We start from the raw sequence: 407 nt of genomic DNA, 5'->3' as shown, positions 1-407 counted from the left end.
GGCTGTTCATTGGCAATCCGGAAAGACCATAGTCTCTGGGGGTGGGGAATCGGGAATGTCGATTTTGAACCTCGCCGCCCTCGAGGACAGCCCATCCAGCTGTCGCCGACCAATGATTGGGCACAAGTGATTGCCGCCTTTTACTCTTCAGAGCTCTTCGCATTGAAGATGGATGGAAGTGTATGGACCTGGGATGATGGATTCTACTGTCCGTCACCGCGATCCCCTCGTCAGATTGGGACGGAGAAACGCTGGAGAAAGATTGCTGCGAACACCAATGAATCGGTTTTCGCTTTGTCGCATGACGGCGAACTCTGGCAAATGAGTTCAAATCCGAAGGTTGCCGCCAAACGATTGGGAACGGGCTATCAAGATATTATCTCTAGCTCATGGCATCAACTGGCACT

General features: G+C 52.1%; 1 protein-coding gene. It reads left to right on the top strand.

Going from position 1 to position 407, the window contains the following annotated elements; translation table 11 throughout:
- Window positions 1-126: 126 nt before the first annotated feature.
- Window positions 127-407, top strand: a 281-nt coding sequence (locus PZA18_RS24335) for an RCC1 domain-containing protein (RefSeq protein WP_308447463.1), incomplete at its 3' end; no start/stop codon positions are given.

The sequence above is a fragment of the Parachitinimonas caeni genome (assembly GCF_030129945.1).
In the GTDB taxonomy this organism is placed as follows: Bacteria; Pseudomonadota; Gammaproteobacteria; order Burkholderiales; family Chitinimonadaceae; genus Parachitinimonas; species Parachitinimonas caeni.
This window is presented reverse-complemented; position numbering and strand designations above follow the sequence as displayed.